Source organism: Paenibacillus sp. FSL H3-0286 (assembly GCF_045040705.1).
Taxonomy (GTDB): domain Bacteria; phylum Bacillota; class Bacilli; order Paenibacillales; family Paenibacillaceae; genus Paenibacillus_AQ; species Paenibacillus_AQ odorifer.
Genome location: NZ_CP150285.1, coordinates 6,636,740 through 6,656,830 on the forward strand (window position 1 = coordinate 6,636,740; position 20,091 = coordinate 6,656,830).

A 20,091-nucleotide genomic window follows, 5' to 3' on the forward strand; every position below is an offset into this window, starting at 1 on the left:
AAGAAAACTCCCTTATATAACAAGGGAGTGGTTAAATCATCTTCATTTATGGAGCAAAAACCAAATCATATACATGTCTCCACGTGCTCCACTGCAGAGCATCGCTTAACTCTTTCTTACCCAGGACAACGTAACCGACGGCCAGACCGCCTCCAAGTGCAGCTACGAGAAGCAAGGGAATAAGAACCCATTGTATCATGGTCCATTTGGAGATCCCTCGTGGAGAGGGTTCTTTCTTCTCTTCCGATTTAACTTTTTCCTGTCGATCCATTCCTTCACCTCTACGCGCGCATGTTATTGGCTAGACCAAACATCTGATCACTGGACGAAAGTGCCCGAGCTACGAGTTGATACGTGCGTTGAATCTGCATCATTTCTGTCATTTCTGAGGTCATATCGACATTCGACTGCTCCAGCCATCCTGAGCGCACTCCAATTCCAGATGCCTCGCCTGCCGCTCTTTGTACAAAAGCCTGCCGTGCTGTAACTCCATCTGCAAGCATATAGAAATTACCATCGACAGCCTTTAAGGCATTCTGTGTCTTAGGTTCTACTATCATTATAGTACCCGCTACCTGAACAGGTCCATTCTCCGTCTTTTTCGTTAACACACGACCGGATTCATCGATAGCAGCATTCACACCTACAGGAACCGTTAGAGGTTTGCCCTCTGTATTTAAAACCGAGTTTCCTGTGTTATCAACCAATACCATCTTTTTGGCATCAGTCGTGTCAGGAATAAAGTGAAAATCACCCTGACGAGTGTACGCCGTAGTACCATTGACCTGAACACCAAAAAGCCCGTTGCCCTGAATGGCTAAGTCGGTCGGACTCCCTGTTTCTTTAAGGGGTCCCTCTTCCCAATTCGTTGAGATCGAAGGTACATAAGTCCCAAAACCCATATTAAAGCCTAGAGGTGTAGAACGGCCCGGTTGGTCATAATCATCTGATTGCTGTTGTACACGAGTCAGCACGTCCTCAAAAGAGCCCTGCTTGCTCTTATAACCATTGGTATCCATGTTGGCTAGATTATCCGCTATAATATCAAGCCGCTGCTGAAGGCTCGACATGGAGACTGCTGCACTAATCGTTGAGTTGTTCATAGATCAAACCTCCTATAAGCTCTACCTGTAAAGCTCATTCCTAAGCACTGCCTATACCCTGCCAACTTCACTTACAGCCTTCTGCAAGCTGCCATCATAATATTGAACAATCTTCTGGTTCGCTTCATAAGCCCGATAGGCGGCATTCAAATCCACAGTAACCTGAGTAGGATCTACATTGGAGCTTTCCAGGTAACCTTGGCGTACTTGCATGTTATCTGTTCCGTTAGAGAAACGGATATCTGCCGCCTCTACATCATCAGCGTGAAATACACCATTACCGTCACGTACAAGCTCCTGTGGCTTTGTTACTACACTCACACCAAGCTTGGTCCCTGTCGGAAGTCCTGTTACTGGATTAAGCAAATTACCCTGCCCGTCCACTTTAAGGGTGTCCTGATTTCCTGTCAAGACAAGGGGCTTGCCTGTGGAATCAAGAACCTTGAAGCCACCACTGCTCAGTACCTCTCCTGTAGCCGCGTTTATTGAGAAGCTCCCATTTCGCGTATACAGATTATTCCCTTCAGCATCCTGTACAGTAAAGAAGGCCTGTGGACGATAAACAACCTCACCCTCAGGGCTTACATATTTGCCTGAACCATCAAAGGAGATATTTTGACCTGTCACAGGATCAGCTACTTGCAAATCCGTAGATAAAGCAAAATCCATGGTCTTGCCGCTCTCCCTTAAATCACCCTGTAAATATTGGGATATCGATTGTTCTGCAAAAACCCCAGTGTTAAGGCGCCCCACTGGCTTTGTATTGCCATTACTCATAGCAGAGATCAGTACATCCGGAAAAGCATGATTGACACTGTCAACCTGCTTGTACCCCGTTGTATTCAAGTTAGCGATGTTCTGTGTTGCCGTATCATGTCTACGCTGCTGTGTAACCATACCTGCAGCGGCTGTATATAATCCTCTTATCATGAAGGTAGTCCCCTTCCGAATCTTTTGCTACCTTTTATATCGGCTGCTTAGAACTTTTTCTTAACGACCTTGTCCAAATTATCTAGCATTATTCCGGTTCCCTTAACTACACAATGCATCGGGTCTTCCGCTATCCACACCGGAACATGTAATTCTTCTGAGAGGAGCTCGTCCAATCCATTAAGTAAAGCGCCACCACCAGTTAGAACAACACCCCGGTCAATAATATCTGCTGATAGCTCAGGCGGTGTACGTTCCAGAACGGACTTAGCAGCTGCCACAATAGAAGAAACCGGATCCCATAGTGCTTCTTTTACCTCGCCTGAAGTAATAGTGAGCGTCTGAGGGAGTCCACTTACCATATCACGACCACGAATATCCATTTCAGCCTGCATCAGGCCTGGACGCACGGTGCCAATTGTAACCTTAATATCCTCTGCCGTACGTTCACCGATTAACAGCTTATACTTTTGTTTAATATATCTTAAAATGGCCTCATCGAACTTGTCTCCTGCGACTTTAATCGAAGAAGCGGTAACGACGTCGCCCATAGAAAGTACGGCTACATCCGTCGTTCCGCCACCGATATCGACGACCATGTTCCCACTAGGCTGATAAATATCCATTCCCGCTCCGATTGCAGCGGCTTTTGGCTCTTCCTCCATAAAAACTTCCTTAGCCCCGCTCCGCTCCGCCGCTTCCCGTATGGACTTCTGTTCCACAGATGTAATATTTGTAGGGGCGCAAATCAGAATACGGGGCCGTGCGTACCAGGACCGGCCGCCAACGCGGTCGATAAAATACTTGAGCATCATTTCTGTGATTTCAAAATCTGCAATGACACCATCCCGGAGAGGACGGATTGTTATAATATTTCCAGGTGTACGTCCAACCATGCGACGTGCCTGTTCTCCCACCGCAAGGACTCTCTTCGTATCACTTTCAAGTGTGACCACGGAAGGTTCATCCAGAACGACTCCCCTTCCCTTAACATGTATGAGCACATTGGCCGTGCCGAGGTCGATTCCGATATCCTTGCTAAACATAATGAAAGAGCCCCCAAAGTGTTATTTTAATTGAAAAAACAGCAGTTAGTACTAAATTTAAAAATACCATACTTTAGGGGAAGTACACAATGTATTAAAGCTGAATATTTCCTTAAATTTCCGAAAATCTCATGGCTTTGATGCTACAGCAACCTCACGTTTTTTCCCCGTCGATTTTTTATATTTGATTTTTGTGGCTTCTCCCCCCCGAAGATGTCGGATGGACTTGTGATATTCGAGAATGTGCTTCACCTGATCGGCCAGATCAGGGTTGATCTCTGGCAGACGCTCAGTTAAATCTTTATGCACCGTGCTCTTTGAAACGCCAAATTCCTTGGCTATGGTCCGGACCGTATGCCTGGTTTCCACGATGCAGCGTCCGATTTTGATCGTACGTTCCTTGATGTAATCGTGCACGCTCCCGCCTCCCAACTGTGGATAGTTTGGTACATTATATGAGGGGCGGGCTTATATATTCGCGCTTTCAAGACATGACAAGCTATGGAGGGCTCATTTTATTTAATGGACAACCTAATAACCCGTGTTATTAGCATGATGAAAAGCCGTCGTTCTCCCTTTAGGTCAACAACCGTTTCCCGCGTAAACAAAAGGCTCATCACAAACACAACCTTAAAAATCCTTATATACACAAAAAAATAGGGGGCTTTCGCCCCCTGCTATAGAAATTTTTATCGCTGTGGCAGTAAATCCGATGGATTGACTACTTTGCCATCTTCGTACACTTCAAAGTGTACATGATTTCCAAGGTCCTTTTCGATCTCACTGCGACCAGCTGTGGCAAGAGTATCTCCTTGCTTCACTACATCGCCTTGTTTAACTTTTGTTTCACCAAGACTTTGGTATACAGTCTTCAAATTACCTTGATGGGTAATTTCAATCACTTTACCTAATACCGCAACATCTTCCACTCTGGTCACTTCACCGCTGAGCGCTGCTTTAACATCGAACGTATTGTTGTCTTCACGGGCAATATCGATTCCGACATTAGGAATAAATTTGTCGTTATATTGCACCATAGCGGCAACGTGATTGTCCTCTGTACCATTCTCATCATAATACGGCTTAACTACTTCTACTTCACCTGGATTAGCTACTGGCCAAGCCATACTTTCCGTTGAAGCAACAACTTCAAGTGCATCTGGACCTCCGGTTGTTGTACCAGCTTCGTTAGCGGAAGTTCCTACTTGCTGCGAAGTGGCGGCGGTGTCCTGGTTGAGCGGCTTCTGGCCGGCATCCTGATAGACCCACACCAAGGTTAGTATAATTGCCGCTGCCGCCGTGTAGACTGCTGGGAATACCCAACGCTTAGATACCAGTCTGTTCCATGAAGAAGGTTTTGCACCAGGTAAATCTCCCTGAGTTTTTTTGAGAGATTCATCTTGGTTTGTTTTGTTTTTGTCTTGTTCATTCATATGGTTATCACCTCAGTAACCAGTGTTACCGGGGTTTTCTCTTTTATACGTATCTTTCAAGTTATTTTTTCAGAAGAGTTGAGATTTGTGTAAATGAGATACCACTATAATAGTGTTTGAGAATTTGGGTAGCAGTTCCACCCTCTTTAGCCATCCCATTTGCCCCCCACTGGCTCATCCCTACTCCATGCCCATTTCCGAAGGTCGTGATTAAGATCTTATTCCCCTTACGACTCCAACTGAATTGGCTGGATCGTAGGCCCAGCTTCTCTCTCACTTCACGTCCAGTAAATATAGAGCCTCCAATTGAGATTTCTTTAATCCGATGTCCAGTGGTAAGAGACAACACTTCCATAGGTAATCTCGAAGATGATGAAATCTTCGTTGTAGTTCCTGAATTGGTAGTTTCTTTGGAGGCTGGAATGACTTTATCGTTCAGACCCAATCTAGTAAGTATTTCAGCAACAGTAAAGGTGTTAGTCACTGCATAGTTTGGGGTAATCTCTTTCTCCCAAGGACTCGTCACGCTGCGCAGATAGGGAATCGCTGCATTCCAATACTCTTCTGAGTTCTCAGTATATCCTCCACTGGAGGCGAAAAAGGAGGCCGTTATCGGCTGCCCTTTATAAGTCATGATCACTCCGCGCGTCTCAAGGACCGCGCGCTGCAGCTTTGCGAGGTCGGCGCTTCTTCCGCCGAGCTTCCATTGCCGTTCCAGCGTGTCCTTAGATATGTAAGCCTGATGGCTTACCGTATCGGTTACATCCGCCTCCGGAACGGGTACGCCGCTTCTGTCGCCAGCCACCAGGCGGCGCATGATAAAGGTGCGGGCAGCTACGGCCTGCGCTTTGAGCGCTTCAAGCTCAAAGTCGGCCGGCATCTCGGCCGCAAGCACGCCGCGGACGTAGTCCTCCAGCGGCAATGTCTCTATTTGTCCGCTGTGTGACAAATAGACAGAGACGTCCGGCTGCGGCGCTTCCTGCGCAGCCGTCTCCGGCGCCGCCGGAGGGGCCGTGACTGCTGGCACGGCCACAGGCGCCGGTTGTCCCCGGTGTAGCGGGACAACCGCCAGCGGAATCAGCAGCGCCGCCAGGAAAGGCGCTGCGAGCCAGGCAACGGGGATGAGTCGCCTGCGCCGGGGAGCAAGGGGACGCGAGTGCCAGCGCGTTGTCTTGTTTCTTCGCAAGTAGCGGAAATCTTTCATCTCTATGGCTCCTTCCGTGAATCACTGGTGATTCTTATAGATATGAATTTGCAGCAACTGCTAGAACACAATTTGAGAGAAAGAGAGTTCCTGTCCTCAATCTATTACTAGACCACAGGCTATTAAATTGCATACAAAAAAATCCCCATCAAATGAGGATTCCATAAAAAAAGACCAAGCTGCAAACTGCAGCCTGGTCTCTCCTAATGATTGATATTATACCCAAGTTGGTTGAACCTGAAAGCGTGGTTTAACCTCTTCGTTTTTAGTCGATTCACTCTTGGATACTTCCGGTTTAAGAACTTCATCCTTCACGGTTTGCGCTGAAGTATCTTCCATGGAGATGCGCCAAATTTCCGCACCCAATCCGGACAGTTTCTCAGCCAAATGAACATACCCGCGGTCAATATGATGAGTTCCGCTTACTTCAGTAGTGCCCTCAGCAACCAGACCTGCCAAAATAAGCGCAGCTCCCGCACGCAGATCCGTAGCACAAACCTTAGCTCCGACCAATTGTGCATTACCTGTAACGATCGCCGAGCGACCTTCGATCTTAATCTCAGCATTCATGTTGTGGAATTCATCCACATGCATAAACCGGTTCTCAAATACGGTTTCTGTAACGACACTAGTACCTTCAGAACGCAGCAATAATGCCATCATTTGCGACTGCATATCCGTAGGAAAACCTGGATACGGCAAAGTCTTCAAATCAACAGCTTTGAGAGGCTTGTCACTGATTACACGAATACCGTTCTCGTCGGGAATAATGGTTACACCCATTTCTTCCATCTTAGCAATAACAGGACCTAAGTGATCAGCAATTGCGCCTTCCACATATACATCGCCCCCGGTAATTGCTGCAGCCGCCATGTACGTACCTGCTTCGATACGGTCAGGGATTACATGATGTTTGACCCCATGCAGACGTTCTACCCCTTCAATACGGATAACGCCTGTTCCCGCACCGCGTACGATTGCGCCCATACCATTCAAGTAATTGGCCAGGTCGACAATCTCAGGCTCCTTAGCCGCATTCTCGATAACGGTCACGCCTTCGGCTAATGTAGCTGCCATCATTATATTTTCGGTCGCACCTACGCTTGCTACATCCAAATACACTTTGGCACCGCGCAGGCGTCCGTTGCTTTTCGCTTCAATGTAGCCCTGGCCGAGACTAATCTCCGCACCCAGTGCTTCAAACCCTTTCAAATGCTGATCAATCGGTCGTGTACCAATGGCACAGCCGCCTGGCAGGGAAATTCTTGTCTGACCAAGTCTAGATAACAGTGGGCCCATGACTAAAAAAGACGCCCGCATTTTTCGAACCCATTCATAAGGTGCTTCACAGGATGTGATATTTGTAGCATCCACCTGGATAATATCGTTCTGATATGTAACCCCTGCACCCAGAGATTCCAGCATTTTTGATATCGTCATCACATCATCAAGCGGAGGTGCGTCTACAATGACGCTTACTCCTTCTTCTGCCAATAGAGAGGCGGCTATGATCGGTAATACGGAATTTTTTGCGCCGCTAACTTTCACGCTCCCGGTCAATCTGTTGCCACCGCGGACGATAAATTTGCTCATTTTCGGTTTCCCTCCGCGTCCATTATTTCTTAAATTATTTTTTTAGATTAAAGTAATTGCAAAAAAGTTCTCTACTCCATCAATACGCCCATTTACTCGGGCATGTTCCTTAAAGTTCAGTGTTGACATAATAAAACCTTATTATTCGACACCTTTTGACCACTGCGACCTAAGACACTTATAACCAAACTACATCCCCTTAAAACATATATCGGATCATCCCACTCCAGCTCAGGTAATCCAGGAAGAACCCCGCTACAAAACGACCAAGTACAATGGCCAACAGCAAGTGCAGCAGCCTTCCCTGAGGACTCTTGGGATATCTTATGACCAAATCGAGCTTAAGGTTCTGCAATGCCCACCAAGATAATACAACACTGAGCAAAGATACAATCATTGAGACCATACTGCTGGTTCCAACTGCGCTAGACAACCCACCCGACAATATATCCTCCATGCTAACCCTCCGTGTTCGTATTACTCGGAAATCGACTCTTATATCATACTTGTGAAGGGCAAAAGAATCCAGTACTTTTACAAATTTTTAAACAATTCAACGCCATTATCCAAAATAATGAAGAAATTTTAACCTTTTTTCAATAGATTACTATAATAAAAAGCAGTCAAACCCTAAGGCTTGACTGCTTTTATCCTACTGTTGTCCTTTTCCAGTGGACACTTTAATCCGTGTAACAGCGCGTTGCAGCGCCAATTCCGCACGGCGGTGATCGATATCATCTTGTTTGCTCCGAGTCTGGAGACGGCGTTGAGCCCGTTCTCTAGCCGCTTCGGCGCGCTCAACATCGATATCTGTTGGCAGCTCGGCACTTTCAGCCAGCACGGTTACTTTGTCCTTATGCACTTCAACGAACCCGCCATGAACAGCGATGGAGATCGTAACACCGTCCGATTTGACGGATAACGGAGCAACCTGAAGTGGAGTCACAAGCGGAATGTGTCCCGGCAAAATACCCAACTCGCCTTCGACCCCTCTTACAATCAAGCTATTCACTTGCTTGGAGTAAACGAGATGCTCCGGCGTGACAATTTCCAACAAAAAGGTATTCACTTCCATTCCTCCTTAAAGCTTTACATTGTAAAGCTCGCTTCGAAAGCATGCACTAAGCTTTACGAAGTAAAGCTTGCATCGAAAGCATTAGCTAAGCTCAGGTTACATCGATTTCGCTTTTTCTACTGCTTCTTCAATCGTACCTACAAATAGGAAAGCTGCTTCTGGAAGATCATCATGCTTACCATCCAGGATTTCCTTAAAGCTGCGTACAGTTTCTTTGATTGGTACATATTTACCCTTAAAGCCAGTGAACTGTTCAGCCACGTGGAATGGCTGCGACAGGAAGCGTTCAACTTTACGAGCACGAGCTACGATAACCTTATCATCCTCACTCAATTCATCCATACCCAAGATGGCAATGATATCTTGAAGCTCGGTATAACGTTGCAGCAATTGTTTAACACCTTGTGCCACGTTGTAATGTTCTTCACCAACAATTTCTGGAGCGAGCAAACGCGAGCTGGAAGCCAGTGGGTCAACCGCTGGGAAAATCCCCTTCTCGGAAATTTTACGCTCAAGGTTAGTTGTTGCATCCAAGTGAGCAAACGCTGTAGCCGGAGCAGGGTCAGTGTAGTCATCCGCCGGTACGTAGATTGCTTGAATCGATGTAACTGAACCTTTTTTAGTCGATGTGATACGCTCTTGCAGCTGGCCCATTTCAGTAGCCAGAGTCGGCTGATAACCAACCGCAGATGGCATACGGCCGAGAAGAGCGGACACTTCGGAACCCGCTTGGGTAAAGCGGAATATATTATCGATAAAGAGCAGCGTATCGCGGCCTTCCACATCACGGAAATATTCCGCCATGGTCAAACCGGTCAAAGCTACACGAAGACGTGCACCTGGAGGCTCGTTCATTTGTCCGAAGACCATTGCTGTCTTCTTAATAACGCCGGAATCCGTCATTTCGTGATAAAGGTCATTACCTTCACGAGTACGTTCACCGACACCTGCGAATACGGAAATACCACCGTGCTCTTGGGCAATGTTATTAATCAATTCTTGGATTGTTACTGTTTTACCTACGCCGGCACCGCCGAAGAGGCCGACTTTACCACCCTTAGCATAAGGTGCGAGCAAGTCGATAACTTTAATACCTGTTTCCAAGATTTCCGCTTGTGTTGACAATTCGTCAAATGTTGGTGCGAGACGGTGAATCGGGTTCTTTTTCTCAGCAAGAACTTCACCAGCGTTATCAATTGGATTACCAAGTACGTTAAATACACGGCCTAATGTCGCTTCCCCTACAGGAACCGAAATTGGACCTCCTTGATCGATTGCATCCAGTCCACGAACCAGACCATCAGTAGAAGACATCGCGATACAACGTACCAGATTGTCTCCCAAGTGATTGGAAACCTCAAGTGTTAGGTTAAGCTGACGACCATTGTCCAAGACGGTTTCAATTTTGATAGCGTTGAAAATCTCGGGCAACTGGCCGCGTTCAAATTCAATATCGACAACCGGACCCATAATGCTTACAACGCGTCCTTTGTTCATCTTCTTTTCCCTCCTCGAAAGCTGTTACATCAAGAAGAAACGACGTTGTCGTCATATAAAGATGACAACCGTTTCTCGTAGAAATATAAGCATTTTGTATAGTGTAAAACCATACTTTCTTATATTTTAAGAAGAACTTACAGTGCCGTTCTTAAGGAGCTATGCACCCTAAGCAAGCGACACTGTTTCTCGTAAAACACAAGACAAGTTAAGCACTTAGTTTAACTTTTCTTGTATTTTAAGACTGCGCGTTCGCTCCGGCCACGATCTCGGTAATTTCCTGCGTAATTGCCGCCTGACGGGCACGGTTGTACGTAAGGGTAAGTTCTCCGATCATTTTCGACGCGTTCTTCGTTGCACTGCCCATAGCTGTCATTTTCGCCCCCAGCTCACTGGCCTTGCCATCCAGAATAGCGCTATAAATCAAAGTTTCAGCGTACTTTGGAAGCAATACTTCTAGCACGCCTTCCGGTGAAGGTTCATATTCGTAGTTTGCAGAAGCTTCATGATGCTCTTGATTCCCTACTCCATCCATAGGCAACAGTCGCTCAACGGTTGGGATCTGGGTGATAGCATTGACGAATTGATTGTAACAAACATACAACTCATCATACGTACCATCTACAAACTGCTGTACTGCCGAATTCGCGATCGACTTGATGTCAGCAAACTTCGGCGCATCCGATAGCTCAGTGACTTCCTGTACAATCGGATATTCACGGCGACGTAGAAAGTCACGGCCCTTACGACCAATAACAAATAATGCGTACTCATCTTTGGACTTATGCTTCTCCGCGATGAGCATCGTCACCTTACGCAAAATATTAGCGTTGTAGCCACCTGCAAGCCCTCTATCAGAGGTAACGATTAGATAACCAGTCTTCTTCACAGGGCGGCTAACCAGCATAGGGTGTTGAACACCTTCGGTGCCAGCAGCAATGCTCGATACAACCTCTTTTAGCTTCTCAGCATAAGGACGGGCGGCAATTGCCTTCTCCTGAGCTTTTCTCAGCTTGGATGCGGCTACCATTTCCATCGCTTTTGTGATCTGTCTTGTGTTTTGAACACTCTTAATTTGACGTTTAATATCACGCATGCTTCTTGCCATGATTTCACCACCTTAGAGCTTTGACGGAGTCAAAGCTAACTTCGTAAGCATTCTCTTAACTTTGACGAAGTCAAAGCTACTTCATAAGCACAGCCTGAGCTTCGGCAGAGCCAAAGCTCACTTAGTAAAATCCGTTAAAGTCATCTATATTAGCTAGTAGCGAAACCTCTTTTAAAGGTATCAATCGCTGCTTTAAGAGCGGCTTCGTTATCAGCTGTCAAATCTTTTGTATCCCTGATGGATTGAGCTACATCAGCAGCACTGCTATCCATGTAAGCAAGGAATTCCTTTTCAAAACGTTTTACGTCTTTAACTGGAATATCATCCAAATATCCTTTTACAGCTGTGTACAAGCTAAGCACTTGATGCTCAACAGACAACGGCTGATTCACACCTTGTTTCAGAACTTCCATCATACGTGCCCCGCGATTCAGACGGGCAAGTGTAGATTTATCAAGATCTGAGCCGAACTGTGAGAAGGCTTGAAGTTCGCGATATTGGGCAAGATCCAAACGGAGCGAGCCGGCTACCTTCTTCATCGCTTTGATTTGAGCGGAACCCCCTACACGGGAAACGGAGATACCGACGTTGATCGCCGGACGTTGACCAGAGTAGAACAGATCGGATTCAAGGAAGATTTGACCATCTGTAATCGAGATTACGTTCGTAGGAATGTAAGCTGATACGTCAGATGCCTGTGTTTCGATAAATGGAAGTGCGGTTAATGAACCACCACCAAGCTCATCACTAAGCTTAGCTGCACGCTCCAAAAGACGGGAGTGCAAGTAGAATACGTCACCTGGGAATGCTTCACGACCCGGTGGACGACGAAGCAGCAAGGACAATTCGCGATAAGCCGAAGCTTGTTTCGAAAGGTCATCGTAAATGATCAGTACGTGCTCGCCCTTGTACATGAAGTATTCGCCCATTGCGCAACCTGCGTATGGAGCAATATACAACAATGGAGACGGCTCGGAAGCCGATGCAGTTACAACGATTGTATATTCCAAAGCGCCATGACGGCGAAGAGTTTCTACAACCTGTGCTACTGTGGATTGCTTTTGACCAATGGCAACATAAATACATTTCATGCCGTTGCCTTTTTGGTTGATAATCGCGTCAATTGCGATTGCAGTCTTACCTGTTTGACGGTCACCAATGATAAGTTCGCGTTGTCCACGACCGATTGGTACCATCGCATCAATGGCTTTAAGACCTGTTTGCATCGGTTCATGTACCGATTTACGATCGATAACACCTGGTGCATTATTTTCTACAGGACGGAATTCAGTTGTAGCAATTGGGCCTTTGCCGTCAAGCGGCATACCAAGTGCGTTAACTACACGACCGAGCAGAGCTTCACCAACAGGAACTTGCATAATTTGTCCTGTACGTTTTACTTGATCGCCTTCACGAATTTCCTTGTACTCACCCAGAATAACAACACCGACGTTGCTTTCTTCCAGATTGAGCGCCATGCCCACTACTCCGTTGGAGAACTCTAGCAATTCGCCAGCCATTGCGTTTTCCAGACCGTAGACACGGGCGATACCGTCGCCGACTTGAATGACGGTGCCGACTTCGGCAACTTCGATATCGGCTTTATATTCCTCAATTTGACTTTTGATCAAAGTGCTGATCTCTTCAGGTCTGATGCCCAATATCCTCACCCCTATCTTCTATGCTTATCATTAAAGGATTTCTCGAGACGCTCCAATTTGTTAGACAGACTGCCGTCATACAGCGTATCGCCGATATAAACTTTCAGTCCTCCCAACAGGCTTGGGTCCACCACATTCGTAATCCGGATTTTACGGTTTACGAGTTGGCCGAATTCTGCAGCTACAGCTGCTTTTTCTTCTTCACTTAAAGAATAAACAGAGTATACCTTAGCATCACCAATGCCAAGAGCGTCTCCTTCAATCTTGATATACGTATCCAGCAGATCGGCAAAAATATCGGTTCTGCCTCGCTCTACTAACAATTCTACAATGTTCATCACGATGGGAGAGAGCTTATCTTGAAGCGCTGTGCGCAGCACTTTCAGCTTGTCGGACTCCGAGATGCGCGGTGCAAGAATAAACCGCTTTATCTCTTGGTCGGAATGTAATAATCCAACCACTGCCTTGAGCTCTTCTTCTACTTCAAGGGTAATCCCTTTCTCTACCGCTGCACTGTACAATGCTCTAGCGTAGCGCTTGGCAACTACCGTATCGCGGCTCATGATTGGCCTCCTACCTCTTTGAGGTATTGGTTCACAAGTTGCTCCTGCTCGCCGTTAGCACTAACTTCTTTCTTAAGAAGTTTAGAAGCAATACGAACAGATGCCGTTCCAATTTCGCTGCGCAACTCTTCCACTGCTTTGTTCTTTTCGTTCTCGATATCGCGCACGGCCTCTTCTTTGACACGTGCTGCATCTGCTTTGGCTTGTGCCAAAGTTTGTTCTACCTGTAGATTGCTTGTGATTTGCGATTGTTGAATAATCTGTTGAGCTTCCTGGCGTGCACTGTTCAGCGCTTGCTTCTGCTCTTCCACATACGCGACCGCTTGTTCTCTAGTCTTCGCAGCTTCGTCCATTTGCTGCATTACCAGCTCACGGCGTTTCTCCATAACTGCAAAAAGTTTGCTGAACGCATACTTGCTAAGCAAGAAATATAAAATCCCAAAGGCGACAATTGAAAATACTATGTTTGTCCAAACAATATCCACTGAGGTCACTCCCTTCCGTTACCGCGTCATGCGGACGTATACAAAAGTAAGGCGCGGATGGCATCGGCCGTCCCCGCCAAACCGTAACTACGGTTTATTAAGTAAACATAATCAGGAATGCGATAACTGTTGCTGCCAACGGAATAACTTCGACGATACCTACACCAATAAACATTGTTGTTTGCAAAGCATTTTTCGCTTCTGGTTGACGAGCGATGGACTCAACTGTTCTACTAACGATCATACCGTTACCAAGACCTGCGCCAAGTGCACCCAATCCAACCGCTATTGCTGCTGCTAAAAATTCCATTTGTAAATATCCTCCTTTAATTTCGGTTCATATTTGTGTTTAATGATATAAGATATCTCCCACGAAGGAAAATCAGACGATAGCCGTTCTCTTCGCAGCAGTTCATTAATGTGCTTCTTCTTCGTGAATCGTCATCTGTGCGATATAAACCATCGTCAGAATTGTAAAGATAAACGCTTGTAGTGCCCCGACGAAAATACTGAAGCCCTGCCATACAGCCAGGAACGGAATACTGAGAATCCCCAGCTTCAAAATGACTGTAATCAGTACTTCTCCGGCGAAAATGTTAGCGAATAGACGAATAGCCAACGCTACAGGTTTTGCCAGGTTTTCGATAATGTTCAGTGGCAAAAAGATTGGAAACGGCTCGATGTAGTGTTTGAAATAATGTTTGCCGTTGAGCTTAATGCCCAGAAAGTTCATCAGTACAAATACTATGATTGCCAGTCCTGCAGTGACGTTAATGTCAGCAGTTGGCGACTTGTACCATAAAATTTCTGCATGCTCACCATTCGCCAAGTTCTTAGTTGCTTCAATCACGTGGCCAAACACTGTTACAGGTCCATGCGCCTCAGTTACAACGGAGAAAGGCAATCCAAGTAGATTGGAAACAAAGATAAACAGAATCAATGTCAACCCTAAAGATATGTAAGGTTTTCCTTTCTTCAGATCCATGGCACTGCTTATGACACCCTCTACAAATTCCACAACCCATTCCATGAAGTTCTGAAGCTTGGATGGATTTTCAACGGAAAGCTTACGAACCGAAAGCATAACCAGAACAAACACCACTGTACAACTGATCAGAAGCATCAACACGGCGGATAAATCTATCGGTATTCCCCCGACAAATATTTTCGGCATGTCATGCATAGTATCATCCCCCTTTCTCTTTAATCTGGTTAAAGCTTATTCTTCACACTCAGATATATCCCCGCAGGAATGGCGAGAAGCTGAGGAATGAATACGCCCGAAACAGTTGCTACCAGGGAGAAATGCTCAATCTTGACCGAGAACATGGTGACCAAAATTGCGAAGCTAATCCGTGTAACAAAACCGAGGCTGAAGGCATTCCCTTCGTTGCTCGCAATCGACTGCGTAACCCGTCGAACCTTGACGGCCAGATAACGAAAGTTTACCAATCCCGCCACCAGACCCAGAGTCATGCCCAGTGTAATTGCCCGGGTCTCATGATGAAGCACCCAGCCCATTAAGAGTCCTGCCATAAGGACGAGCGTAACTCTAGTGACGGTATTGATCATGGGAGTCATATTATCCATTCTGCTCCCCCAAAAATTTTTTAATTAACAAGGCGACATTCACAATTCCCAGAATCATTCCAGTTATAGTGCCAATGGCGAGCCAATATTTCGGCCCCTCCATCAGGTCTTTCAGCCATCTTGCCGCAAAAAAACCAATAAGAATGTAAGCGGCAAGCAAAGTGCCTGCACTTCCAATGACAAGTGCGGTCTGTAACAAGCTGTCCTTGCTATTTTGTTCTTTCATGGGCTACAATCCCAACTAATTTTACTGAATTTCCTGAGTCTTTGTCAATTCATTGAACATTGCCTAAAAACCCTTGAAAACATGAAAATAATCACAGCAAAACGTTCCAAAACCATATAAACCGTACAGTTTCACTGTATGTTGATTTTAATCAGATCAGATATTAGTTTAATTGAAATTATTTATTTTTTGTGAACATTCTGTGAAACTCTTCAGGACGTTCCTTATTAACACCAAAATGGTGCAAAATCGCATTGACAATCCGTTGGGAAGCCTTGCCATCTCCATACGGGTTGGCGGCCCGACTCATCGACTGATAGAGCTCATTATCAGTCAAAAGAGCATGTGTCCGTTGATACACCTTCTCCTCGTCCGTGCCCACAAGTTCCAGCGTTCCAGCCTCTATCCCTTCGGGACGCTCCGTTGTATCACGAAGCACAAGAACAGGCACTCCATAAGAAGGAGCTTCCTCTTGCAGACCGCCGGAATCGGTCAATATCAAGTGGGTATGCGGATAAAAATTATGCAGGTCCACGACATCCAGCGGATCAATCAGCTTAATTCTCGGATGTCCTCCCAGTATCTCATGCGCAGGTTCCTTAACGGCAGGACTCGGATGCACAGGGTAAACAATGGCGACATCTTCGAATTCATCAGCGATTCTTTTAATAGCTCGGAAGATATTACGATGCGGTTCACCTTGAGATTCTCTGCGGTGAGCGGTCATCAAAATAAGTCTTTTTCCTGAAGCAAAATCCAAAACAGGATGCCGGTAATCCGGCTGTACGGTATATTGAAACACATCAGTTACGGTGTTGCCTGTGATATAAATACTTGATTCTTTTTTGTTCTCGTGTCTCAGATTGTTAGCTGACAAATCGGTTGGAGCGAAATGCAGATCAGCTAACACACCTGTGAGTTGACGGTTCATTTCTTCAGGATACGGAGACAATTTGTTCCATGTCCTAAGTCCTGCTTCTACGTGCCCAACCTGAATTTGCTGCAGGAAGGAAGCGTAACTAGCTAAAAACGTTGTTAAGGTGTCCCCATGCACCAGCACGAGGTCAGGTTTAACTTCTTTCAGTACAGGTTCCAAACCTTCAAGCACACGAATAGTAATCTCATTCAAGGTCTGACGGTCCTTCATCACGTCCAAATCGTAATCAGGGGTGATATTAAACACTTCCAACACTTGATCGAGCAGTTCTCTATGCTGTGCTGTTACACATACTATTGATTCGATATGCTCAGGATGCTTCTTCAGTTCAAGAACCAGAGGAGCCATCTTGATCGCCTCGGGGCGCACTCCGAAAATAGTCATTACTTTGATTTTGGACATAACCCCTACCCTCTCATCAAATATTCTCGCATTACTATACTTAATACTTAATTACTTATTACTTGGTTCCATAAAGACGGTCACCAGCATCACCAAGACCTGGCACGATGTAACCATGTTCATTCAAATGATCATCAAGCGCTGCTACATAAATATCAACATCCGGATGAGCTTCCTGAACTGCAGCAACACCTTCTGGCGCTGCAATCAAGTTCATCATTTTGATCTGTGTACAACCACGGTTCTTCAGTGAGGTAATCGCAGCAATTGCGGATCCGCCTGTAGCAAGCATCGGGTCAATTACTATCAACTCACGTTCCTGTACATCCGTTGGAAGCTTGATATAATACTCCACTGGTTGAAGAGTGTCTGGATCACGGAAAAGCCCTACATGTCCTACTTTAGCCGCAGGTAGAAGCTTCAGTACACCTTCAAGCATACCTAAACCCGCACGAAGAATAGGAATAAGCCCCAGCATTCTTCCCGAAATCACTTTGCTTTCCGTCTCAGTGACCGGTGTTTGTACCGTAATGGTCTCTAGTGGAATATCACGTGTAATCTCATAAGCCATCAATGTGGCAACTTCGTCAACATGTTCTCTGAAATCCTTCGTGTTTGTTCTAACGTCGCGAATAAATGTTAGTTTGTGTTGAATTAAAGGATGATCGCAAATCACCAATTTTCCCATTTACTGTCCCTCCGGTAATTGTAAGTCTTGTCTATAGCCATAGAAAGCGCTTTGCTTCTCAGTGGCTAAATCCTGTCTATTATAGCACTCCCGCCGCTGCATTTCACCTCAGAATGGTACTTGAACTCACATTGAACATATTCCTTTGTATTTCCTTGTTTTTAAAGGTAATGATTGGCTTAATTAGGAAACCAATCACTTATAAAACCTAGATTATGTTGTGCAACTTTGGCTTTTTCATACTATTCACATTATTTTCACTAATTTTATTGAAAGTTCCATGAACTTTCATGATTAATTTCATTCAATTTCATCTAATACCTACTGTAATATTTGTGAACAATATGCAACAAAAAAGCCTCCATCAAACCCGGAAGAGGGTATGGATGGAGGCAGAATCATTTCTTATTAGAAGCAAAGATTTAGTATTTCAATTCTGGATAAAGAGGGTATTGGTCAGTCAACTCAGCCACTTGACGAGCAGATTCTGCCAAGTTTGCCTCATCCTTCGGATTCTTTAGAACATTAGCAATGATACGTCCAATAGTGACCATCGCCTGCTCGTCCATACCACGGGATGTGACTGCAGGTGTACCAATACGAATACCGCTTGTTACGAAAGGACTTGTAGGATCAAATGGAATTGCGTTTTTATTCACAGTAATCCCGATGGAATCTAGTACTTTTTCCGCATCTTTTCCGGTAATGTTCAGATTACGGGTATCCAGCAGCATCAAGTGGTTATCTGTACCTCCGGATACAATGTTAACCCCTTCGCTGATCAACGTTTCTGCAAGAACATTAGCGTTCTTCACTACATTTTGAGCATAAGTCTTAAAGGATGGCTGCAATGCTTCACCAAATGCGACTGCTTTTGAAGCAATTACATGCATCAGAGGTCCACCTTGGGAACCAGGGAATACCGCTTTATCAATAGCAGCTGCCCATGGCTGTCTGCACATAATCATACCTCCGCGGGGACCGCGCAAAGTCTTATGCGTAGTAGTTGTAACGAAATGAGCATGAGGAACCGGGCTCGGATGAAGACCAGCAGCAACCAATCCTGCGATATGGGCCATATCTACCATAAATAGCGCACCCACATCATTGGCGATAGCGCCAAGTTTTTCGAAATCAATAATACGCGGATAGGCACTAGCACCAGCTACAATCATTTTTGGACGGTGTTTGAAGGCTGCTTTACGTACTTCATCATAATCAATTAGGAAAGTATCTTCTTGTACTCCATAAGCAACGAAGTTATAAAGCAATCCTGAAGCATTAACTGGGCTACCGTGTGTCAAATGACCGCCGTGAGCCAAATTCATTCCAAGAACAGTGTCGCCAGGCTTAAGTGCAGCCAGATAAACTGCCATATTTGCTTGAGCGCCGGAATGTGGTTGTACGTTGACATGATCCGCGCCAAACAATTCTTTTGCACGATCACGAGCAAGGTTCTCAACGATATCTACATCTTCACAGCCGCCATAATAACGTTTGCCTGGATAACCTTCTGCATATTTGTTCGTAAGCACGGAGCCCATAGCTTCCATTACGGCTTCGCTAACGATATTCTCTGAGGCAATAAGCTCAATGTTGGCACGCTGACGTTTCAGTTCCAGTTCCATCGCTTCCAGTACTGCCGGGTCACTCTTACGCAATTGTTCCATGTTCTTATTTCCTCCCTAGTGTGTGTAGATATGTTGTATTTAAGTAGAAACGATTTGCCCGCCATAAAGAGACTTAGGTCTACGTTTCTGCAAAAAATATAAAAACTAAAGTTCGTTAATCACAAAACTGTGAACCACTTTGTTCTGGAGCACGATATACCGCACGTTCCCCGCCAATTAGTGGCGGTCTGGTCCATGCCGCATTCACTCTGGCTGCTCCAATGTATCGTAGAGTCGGACGGAAAGGAACGGCTACCCGCCGTAAATGCATTCCTATCAGTGTCTCGCCAATATCTAAACCAGCATGAGCTTCTATCGTTTCCGCCAAAACAGGATCTTTCATAGCGTGATAAGCAGCCGTAGCCATCGAACCTCCAGCACCTCGTATAGGTACAGCTGATACTTCCTTCAGACCAAGTGACTCTAGCAGAGAGCGTTCCATTATAAGTGCACGATTTAAATGCTCGCAGCACTGATACACCGGATGAAATCCTTTTTCCGCTGCTACTAAACGAACACCTTCAAGCAGTTGTTCTGCAACTTCAAGTGCACCACCAGTTCCAATCCGGACACCAGCAACCTCACTTGTGCTCACTCCGACGACAACAATTTTGCCTGACCCAAGGTTACCAGCCTCCGCCAACTCCCTTAACACAGTGACGGTGGCTTCAGTTAATGATAGCTCCACAACTTCGTCCATCACTCTACCTCCTCAAACTTCAAACAAGCTTATTTTAAACAAAAAAGAGCAGTCCGCAGGTAGCTGCGGATTTGCTCTTTTGCCCAGGCGACCGGCCGTTTATTCCGATGCTCCATCGTGGTTTGATCCACATTTGTCGCCAGTTACATCGGAACCGATTATTTGTAACTTCATCTTAAA

The 20,091-nt window shown here is 45.7% G+C and carries 23 protein-coding genes and 1 riboswitch; all 23 genes read right to left on the reverse strand.

Going from position 1 to position 20,091, the window contains the following annotated elements; all coding sequences use genetic code 11:
• Positions 1 to 46: 46 nt before the first annotated feature.
• A complete protein-coding gene (locus MHB37_RS29620; protein WP_036681538.1) occupies positions 47 to 271 on the reverse strand; it encodes a DNA-directed RNA polymerase subunit beta in 225 nt (74 codons plus the stop codon).
• A 10-nt stretch (positions 272 to 281) separates the two neighbouring features.
• Positions 282 to 1,103, reverse strand: coding sequence for a flagellar hook-basal body protein (locus tag MHB37_RS29625; protein WP_076182078.1), 822 nt, complete (start codon positions 1,101 to 1,103; stop codon positions 282 to 284).
• 51 nt (positions 1,104 to 1,154) lie between these two features.
• Positions 1,155 to 2,033 carry a flagellar hook-basal body protein gene (locus MHB37_RS29630; RefSeq protein WP_038573634.1) on the reverse strand — a complete coding sequence of 293 codons (879 nt, stop codon included), beginning with the start codon at positions 2,031 to 2,033 and terminating at the stop codon, positions 1,155 to 1,157.
• 47 nt (positions 2,034 to 2,080) lie between these two features.
• Positions 2,081 to 3,079 carry a rod shape-determining protein gene (locus MHB37_RS29635; RefSeq protein ID WP_036681546.1) on the reverse strand — a complete coding sequence of 333 codons (999 nt, stop codon included), beginning with the start codon at positions 3,077 to 3,079 and terminating at the stop codon, positions 2,081 to 2,083.
• A 129-nt stretch (positions 3,080 to 3,208) separates the two neighbouring features.
• Positions 3,209 to 3,496 carry a sporulation transcriptional regulator SpoIIID gene (gene spoIIID / locus MHB37_RS29640; protein WP_036681548.1) on the reverse strand — a complete coding sequence of 96 codons (288 nt, stop codon included), beginning with the start codon at positions 3,494 to 3,496 and terminating at the stop codon, positions 3,209 to 3,211.
• A 272-nt stretch (positions 3,497 to 3,768) separates the two neighbouring features.
• Positions 3,769 to 4,512, reverse strand: coding sequence for a M23 family metallopeptidase (locus MHB37_RS29645; protein ID WP_312151113.1), 744 nt, complete (start codon positions 4,510 to 4,512; stop codon positions 3,769 to 3,771).
• Between the two features lie 61 nt (positions 4,513 to 4,573).
• Entirely contained in the window at positions 4,574 to 5,716 is a 1,143-nt protein-coding gene (gene spoIID, locus MHB37_RS29650; RefSeq protein WP_341172239.1) for a stage II sporulation protein D, read from the reverse strand.
• A gap of 216 nt (positions 5,717 to 5,932) precedes the next feature.
• Positions 5,933 to 7,309 carry a UDP-N-acetylglucosamine 1-carboxyvinyltransferase gene (gene murA, locus MHB37_RS29655; RefSeq protein ID WP_076123926.1) on the reverse strand — a complete coding sequence of 459 codons (1,377 nt, stop codon included), beginning with the start codon at positions 7,307 to 7,309 and terminating at the stop codon, positions 5,933 to 5,935.
• Between the two features lie 199 nt (positions 7,310 to 7,508).
• Positions 7,509 to 7,766, reverse strand: coding sequence for a DUF1146 family protein (locus MHB37_RS29660; RefSeq protein WP_036681556.1), 258 nt, complete (start codon positions 7,764 to 7,766; stop codon positions 7,509 to 7,511).
• 195 nt (positions 7,767 to 7,961) lie between these two features.
• Positions 7,962 to 8,378, reverse strand: coding sequence for a F0F1 ATP synthase subunit epsilon (locus tag MHB37_RS29665; protein ID WP_036681559.1), 417 nt, complete (start codon positions 8,376 to 8,378; stop codon positions 7,962 to 7,964).
• Positions 8,379 to 8,480: 102 nt separating this feature from the next.
• Complete coding sequence (atpD, locus tag MHB37_RS29670; protein ID WP_036681562.1) at positions 8,481 to 9,881, reverse strand: F0F1 ATP synthase subunit beta; 1,401 nt, start codon at positions 9,879 to 9,881, stop codon at positions 8,481 to 8,483.
• Positions 9,882 to 10,119: 238 nt separating this feature from the next.
• A complete protein-coding gene (gene atpG / locus MHB37_RS29675) occupies positions 10,120 to 10,989 on the reverse strand; it encodes an ATP synthase F1 subunit gamma (RefSeq protein WP_036681564.1) in 870 nt (289 codons plus the stop codon).
• Positions 10,990 to 11,138: 149 nt separating this feature from the next.
• Positions 11,139 to 12,650 carry a F0F1 ATP synthase subunit alpha gene (atpA, locus tag MHB37_RS29680; protein WP_036681566.1) on the reverse strand — a complete coding sequence of 504 codons (1,512 nt, stop codon included), beginning with the start codon at positions 12,648 to 12,650 and terminating at the stop codon, positions 11,139 to 11,141.
• Positions 12,651 to 12,661: 11 nt separating this feature from the next.
• Entirely contained in the window at positions 12,662 to 13,213 is a 552-nt protein-coding gene (locus MHB37_RS29685) for a F0F1 ATP synthase subunit delta (protein WP_076123928.1), read from the reverse strand.
• Entirely contained in the window at positions 13,210 to 13,698 is a 489-nt protein-coding gene (atpF, locus tag MHB37_RS29690) for a F0F1 ATP synthase subunit B (RefSeq protein WP_076123930.1), read from the reverse strand. Before atpF ends, MHB37_RS29685 begins: the two co-directional genes overlap by 4 nt.
• 97 nt (positions 13,699 to 13,795) lie before the next feature.
• Complete coding sequence (gene atpE / locus MHB37_RS29695) at positions 13,796 to 14,008, reverse strand: F0F1 ATP synthase subunit C (protein ID WP_036681574.1); 213 nt, start codon at positions 14,006 to 14,008, stop codon at positions 13,796 to 13,798.
• Between the two features lie 105 nt (positions 14,009 to 14,113).
• Positions 14,114 to 14,881, reverse strand: coding sequence for a F0F1 ATP synthase subunit A (gene atpB, locus MHB37_RS29700; RefSeq protein ID WP_036681575.1), 768 nt, complete (start codon positions 14,879 to 14,881; stop codon positions 14,114 to 14,116).
• A 29-nt stretch (positions 14,882 to 14,910) separates the two neighbouring features.
• Complete coding sequence (locus tag MHB37_RS29705; protein WP_036681578.1) at positions 14,911 to 15,288, reverse strand: ATP synthase subunit I; 378 nt, start codon at positions 15,286 to 15,288, stop codon at positions 14,911 to 14,913.
• Positions 15,281 to 15,514, reverse strand: a complete 234-nt coding sequence (locus MHB37_RS29710; RefSeq protein WP_036681579.1) for an AtpZ/AtpI family protein — start codon at positions 15,512 to 15,514, stop codon at positions 15,281 to 15,283. Before MHB37_RS29710 ends, MHB37_RS29705 begins: the two co-directional genes overlap by 8 nt.
• Positions 15,515 to 15,692: 178 nt before the next feature.
• Positions 15,693 to 16,853 (reverse strand): non-hydrolyzing UDP-N-acetylglucosamine 2-epimerase, encoded by a 1,161-nt coding sequence (wecB, locus tag MHB37_RS29715; RefSeq protein ID WP_076123932.1) that lies wholly within the window; start codon positions 16,851 to 16,853, stop codon positions 15,693 to 15,695.
• A 58-nt stretch (positions 16,854 to 16,911) separates the two neighbouring features.
• Entirely contained in the window at positions 16,912 to 17,541 is a 630-nt protein-coding gene (upp, locus tag MHB37_RS29720; protein ID WP_036681583.1) for a uracil phosphoribosyltransferase, read from the reverse strand.
• Positions 17,542 to 17,963: 422 nt separating this feature from the next.
• Complete coding sequence (glyA, locus tag MHB37_RS29725) at positions 17,964 to 19,211, reverse strand: serine hydroxymethyltransferase (protein WP_038573642.1); 1,248 nt, start codon at positions 19,209 to 19,211, stop codon at positions 17,964 to 17,966.
• A gap of 115 nt (positions 19,212 to 19,326) precedes the next feature.
• Entirely contained in the window at positions 19,327 to 19,911 is a 585-nt protein-coding gene (locus tag MHB37_RS29730) for a TIGR01440 family protein (RefSeq protein ID WP_405168782.1), read from the reverse strand.
• Between the two features lie 74 nt (positions 19,912 to 19,985).
• A riboswitch (ZMP/ZTP riboswitch) is annotated at positions 19,986 to 20,068 on the reverse strand.
• Positions 20,069 to 20,091: the final 23 nt, after the last annotated feature.

What these genes read in the sequence shown, in the direction of transcription:
- MHB37_RS29620 (WP_036681538.1), bottom strand. Translation starts at nt 271, where the DNA reads ATGGATCGACAGGAAAAAGTTAAATCGGAAGAGAAGAAAGAACCCTCT.
- MHB37_RS29625 (WP_076182078.1), bottom strand. Translation starts at nt 1,103, where the DNA reads ATGAACAACTCAACGATTAGTGCAGCAGTCTCCATGTCGAGCCTTCAG.
- MHB37_RS29630 (WP_038573634.1), bottom strand. Translation starts at nt 2,033, where the DNA reads ATGATAAGAGGATTATATACAGCCGCTGCAGGTATGGTTACACAGCAG.
- MHB37_RS29635 (WP_036681546.1), bottom strand. Translation starts at nt 3,079, where the DNA reads ATGTTTAGCAAGGATATCGGAATCGACCTCGGCACGGCCAATGTGCTC.
- MHB37_RS29645 (WP_312151113.1), bottom strand. Translation starts at nt 4,512, where the DNA reads ATGAATGAACAAGACAAAAACAAAACAAACCAAGATGAATCTCTCAAA.
- spoIID (WP_341172239.1), bottom strand. Translation starts at nt 5,716, where the DNA reads ATGAAAGATTTCCGCTACTTGCGAAGAAACAAGACAACGCGCTGGCAC.
- murA (WP_076123926.1), bottom strand. Translation starts at nt 7,309, where the DNA reads ATGAGCAAATTTATCGTCCGCGGTGGCAACAGATTGACCGGGAGCGTG.
- MHB37_RS29660 (WP_036681556.1), bottom strand. Translation starts at nt 7,766, where the DNA reads ATGGAGGATATATTGTCGGGTGGGTTGTCTAGCGCAGTTGGAACCAGC.
- atpD (WP_036681562.1), bottom strand. Translation starts at nt 9,881, where the DNA reads ATGAACAAAGGACGCGTTGTAAGCATTATGGGTCCGGTTGTCGATATT.
- atpG (WP_036681564.1), bottom strand. Translation starts at nt 10,989, where the DNA reads ATGGCAAGAAGCATGCGTGATATTAAACGTCAAATTAAGAGTGTTCAA.
- MHB37_RS29685 (WP_076123928.1), bottom strand. Translation starts at nt 13,213, where the DNA reads ATGAGCCGCGATACGGTAGTTGCCAAGCGCTACGCTAGAGCATTGTAC.
- atpE (WP_036681574.1), bottom strand. Translation starts at nt 14,008, where the DNA reads ATGGAATTTTTAGCAGCAGCAATAGCGGTTGGATTGGGTGCACTTGGC.
- atpB (WP_036681575.1), bottom strand. Translation starts at nt 14,881, where the DNA reads ATGCATGACATGCCGAAAATATTTGTCGGGGGAATACCGATAGATTTA.
- MHB37_RS29705 (WP_036681578.1), bottom strand. Translation starts at nt 15,288, where the DNA reads ATGGATAATATGACTCCCATGATCAATACCGTCACTAGAGTTACGCTC.
- MHB37_RS29710 (WP_036681579.1), bottom strand. Translation starts at nt 15,514, where the DNA reads ATGAAAGAACAAAATAGCAAGGACAGCTTGTTACAGACCGCACTTGTC.
- wecB (WP_076123932.1), bottom strand. Translation starts at nt 16,853, where the DNA reads ATGTCCAAAATCAAAGTAATGACTATTTTCGGAGTGCGCCCCGAGGCG.
- upp (WP_036681583.1), bottom strand. Translation starts at nt 17,541, where the DNA reads ATGGGAAAATTGGTGATTTGCGATCATCCTTTAATTCAACACAAACTA.
- glyA (WP_038573642.1), bottom strand. Translation starts at nt 19,211, where the DNA reads ATGGAACAATTGCGTAAGAGTGACCCGGCAGTACTGGAAGCGATGGAA.
- MHB37_RS29730 (WP_405168782.1), bottom strand. Translation starts at nt 19,911, where the DNA reads ATGGACGAAGTTGTGGAGCTATCATTAACTGAAGCCACCGTCACTGTG.